The organism is Deinococcota bacterium (genome assembly GCA_030858465.1).
In the GTDB taxonomy this organism is placed as follows: Bacteria; Deinococcota; Deinococci; order Deinococcales; family Trueperaceae; genus JALZLY01.
The window spans coordinates 1-3,655 of sequence record JALZLY010000078.1 but is presented as its reverse complement, the minus strand read 5'-3'; the positions used below and the strand labels follow the sequence as shown (position 1 = coordinate 3,655).

Annotated in this window: 4 protein-coding genes; 1 reads left to right on the top strand and 3 read right to left on the bottom strand. The window is 69.9% G+C overall.

The window, feature by feature from the left end:
• The coding region (locus tag M3498_03720; protein ID MDQ3458403.1) for a diacylglycerol kinase family lipid kinase at nt 1-744 on the top strand (744 nt) is incomplete at its 5' end.
• On the opposite strand, the gene M3498_03715 is transcribed toward M3498_03720, so the two are convergent.
• The 3 genes from M3498_03715 to M3498_03705 all read right to left on the bottom strand — a co-directional run.
• Nucleotides 710-2,263 (bottom strand): aminotransferase class III-fold pyridoxal phosphate-dependent enzyme, encoded by a 1,554-nt coding sequence (locus M3498_03715; GenBank protein ID MDQ3458402.1) that lies wholly within the window; start codon nt 2,261-2,263, stop codon nt 710-712. The two genes, M3498_03720 and M3498_03715, sit on opposite strands and share 35 nt — an antisense overlap.
• A 1-nt stretch (nt 2,264) precedes the next feature.
• Nucleotides 2,265-2,885: a hypothetical protein gene (locus tag M3498_03710; protein ID MDQ3458401.1), complete on the bottom strand. Its 621-nt coding sequence runs from the start codon at nt 2,883-2,885 to the stop codon at nt 2,265-2,267.
• Nucleotides 2,886-2,981: 96 nt separating this feature from the next.
• Nucleotides 2,982-3,655: rhomboid family intramembrane serine protease (locus tag M3498_03705; GenBank protein ID MDQ3458400.1), on the bottom strand; the 674-nt coding region annotated here is incomplete at its 5' end.

Below are 3,655 nucleotides of genomic sequence, written 5' to 3'. Positions count from 1 at the left end.
ACCGTGCACGAGGTGGCGGCGGCCTGTCTGGGCACGGAGCGCGTCCTGGGCGTCCTGCCGGCCGGCAGCGGCGACGACTTCGCGGTGGCGCTGGGGCTCGAGCACCACGGCTTGGCGGCGGCGCTGGCGGCGGTCCTGGCGGGCAAGACAGCCTGGGTGGACAGCGGCCGGGTCAACGGCCGGCCCTTTTTCAACGCCTTGGGCAGCGGCTTCGATGCCGACGTGGCCTACGCGGTGCGCCACGCGCCGAGCGTCTTCAGGGGGCGCAACGCCTACTTCTACGCGATCTTGAGCACGCTCGGCCGCCTCGAGGCCGTCGGGGTAGAGGTCGAGGCCGACGGCGCGCCTTTCTACGCCGGGCCGGCGCTCTTGGTGTCGCTCCTAAACGGCCCCAGGGTGGCGGGCGCCTTTCTGTTCGCGCCGGAGGCCAGGGTGGACGACGGCCTCCTGGACGTAGTCGTGGCCGGCCGCTTCGGCCGCCTGGGCACGCTCGGCTTGTTGCCCAGGGTGATCAAGGGCCGGCACCTGGGCCACCCCGAGATCCACCACACCCGCGCGCGTCGCGTCGCGGTGCGCTGGTCGCGGCCTCGCGTGGCCCACATGGAGGGCGAGCTGTTGCCGGCGAGTGAGCGCTTCGATATCGAGCTCTGCGCTCGCGACCTGTGCGTGTTCGTGCCCTCTTCCCAGCCGCCAACCCCAGCCGCCAACCCTAGCCGAGCAGCGCCATGCGCACGAGCTCGCTGACGGCTTTGGTGGGTGAGCGGGAGAGGAGCTTGCTGGTGTGGCCAAAGGCGGCGACCGCACGCTCCGCGCGCCTCAACATCTCTTCGAAGGTCGCCTCGGGCATGTTGAGGGCGGGGGTGAGGCGCACCGTGCGGCTGGCGTTTTGACTGTAACAGGCGTGAATGCCCGCCTGATGAAGGCTGCGAACCGCCAGCCCTCCCACGAGCTGGCTGATGATGGTGCTGGGCACGGGCAGCGCCCGGGAAGCGAGCACCGGTTGCATGGCGAGGTTGTAGGCCCTGATGAGCGCTTGCTCAAAGGCGGGGTGGGTCGGAAGAAGAGGCCTCAGCTGCAAAGCGAGCAGCATGCCGGCCACGCGAGCGTCCTGGATATAGTCCGGATAGCTGGCCTGCAGGGCCTTTAGGACCGCTCGGCCGCGCTCTCCCAGGGCGCGAGCGCGCTCGACCAGATCCTCTTCGACGATCAGCTCGAGCGACTTGAGGCCCACCGCCATCGCCAGCGAGCCGCCGCCGAAGGTGTTGGAGTGGCGCTTGAAGTAGACGCCGCCCAAGAGGCGCTTGCCGACCCACTTGCGAGCGATGGTCGCGCCGATGGGCACTACGCCTCCGCCCAGCGGCTTGGCCAAGGTGATGATATCCGGGTCGAGCCCGCTGGCGACGCTGGCGAACCAGTGGCCGCTGCGCCCCAGTCCCGTCTGAATTTCGTCGGCGATGACCACGATGCCGTGCGCTTGGCGAATGGCTTCCAGCGCCGGCAAAAAGTCCGCGGGCGGGACGATGACGCCCGCCTCCCCCTGCAGGGGCTCGAGGATAATCGCGGCTACCCTGGCCGGCCCGAGCGCCCGCAGCTTGTCTCTGAGGGCCTGGCTGTCGCCGTAGGGCAAGGTCACGATGCCCGGCAGGAGCGCGAAGGAGGACTGAAACTCCTCGTTGGGCGTCACGCTCAGCGCCCCGAAGGTCTTGCCGTGGTAGCCGCGGCTGAAGGTGATGATGTATTCGGCCCTGGGCCGGGCGGCCTTGGCGAACTTGAGGGCGGCCTCGACCGCTTCGGCGCCGCTGTTGGAGAAGAAGACCTGGCTGTCTTCGTGGCTGGGGGCCACCGCCGCGAGCAGGCTGACCAGGTTGGTCTCCAAGGCCGCGCGCCAGTCCGAGGCCGACTGCTGCGGAAAGCCCATGCTGCGGCTCTCGCTGAGAAAGCGCTCGACAAAGCGCAGCAGCGGCGGGTAGCCCTCGCCAAAGGGCAAGGCGGCGTAGCCGCCGGCGTTGACGAGGTGACGGCCCGTCTCGTCCTCGAGTTCCCAGGGGTTCAAGACCTTGAAGGGACCGCCGATGCCCAAGATCTCGAGCAGCCTGATCAGGTCGCCGTTGCCGTGCCGCTCTTCCAAGGCGATGACCCGCTCCCGGTCCAGCCCCGCGAAGACCTCGGCGCTCGACACCGGGAGACGTGTTCTGGGCGTTTGGGCGGGCGTGCCCGAGGCCCGCTGACCCGAGGCCCGCTGAGAGGCCGCCTGTGAGGCCACCTTAGGGCGTGGCCTCGAGGGCGGCCCGGTTGCCCGCCTGGTCGTAGGCCACCACCCGCACCGCGCCGCCCGTCTGCAGGGTGGTCATGGTAAAGCGCCGCTGCTCGGCCGGCGCGAAGTAGAGCTCCTCGTCGTTGACCAGGATCCGGGCGACCAGGTTGTTGTCGGTCACCACCCCGGACACCCTGAGCTGGTTGCCGGGCACCGGCTCAACCCCTTCGATGGTGATGACGGGAGGCTCCTCGTCGATCTGGATGAGGTAGTCGAGGGTGGTGCTGCGGCCGCTGCTGTCGGCGACCTCGATCCGGTACTCCTGCTGGCCGCCGCGTACCCCCTGGACGCGAAAGCCGAACTCCACCAGCTTGTTGCCGCGCTCGCCCGCGTAGCTGGGGTCGCTCATGAATTCGCCGCCGTTCACCCGGATGGACAAGATGCCGTCGTCGTCGAGCGCGTAGCCTCTGACCTCGAGGCCCTCGGCGCGCTGCACCGTGCCGGCGGGAGGCGAAGTGATGGTGACGACCGGCGCGAGCGAGTCGGGACGGCTCAAGCAGGCGCTGAGGAGCAGGCTCAAGCCGAGACCCAGGCCGGGACCCAGGCCGAGACGGGAAAGGGCGCGTGTCATCTTTTAGAGTCTACCCCAGCGGGGACGGTAGGAGCGCAAGGGCAACACCTCGAGGAGACTTTTGTCTGGCGCCTGTCTGGCGCCTGTCTGGCGCCCTCAGGTATAGCGCAGCAGCCACCCCGCCACCATCGCCAGCGCCCAGCCTATCGCCAGCAGGCTGGCCGCGCCCGCGACGCGGTCGGGCAGGGCGGCGTTGGCGGGACCCAGGCCCTGGCGCAAGAAGCCCCACAGCAGCCCGCCCAGAAGCCCGCCCGCGTGGCCCCAGAGCGAGACCTGGGGGATGGCGACCGAGAGGACCATGATGATGGCCACCCACTGCAGGAGCGAGCGCGTGAGGGAGCGGTCGTAGGGATTCTTGCTGTTCAGGGTGTCGGCCAAGAGCGCCCCGGCCACGCCCAGGACGCCGCCCGAGGCGCCGACTAAGACGAGCTGGTCGCCCGCCTGCATGACGGACGTCAGGTAGGCGCCCGCCGCCGTGCCGAAGACAAAGGCCGCCAGAAGGCTGCCCCAGTGCCGGCGCGCCTCGTAGAGCCGGCCCAGGTCGAAGAGCACCCAGACGTTGAAGCCGACGTGCAAGAGGCCGAAGCTCGAGCCCAGGCTGGCGTGCACAAAGGCGGTCGAGAGGTAGCGCCAGGGCGCGTCGGACTCGGGCACCTGCGAAAAGTTGAGCAGAAAGGCCGCGGCGGCGTGGGCGGCGTCGGGCCCGAGCGCGCGCTCGAGCCAGGTCTGCACCCCGTAGGCCGCCAGGAGCGCCAGCGCCAGGCCGAGGG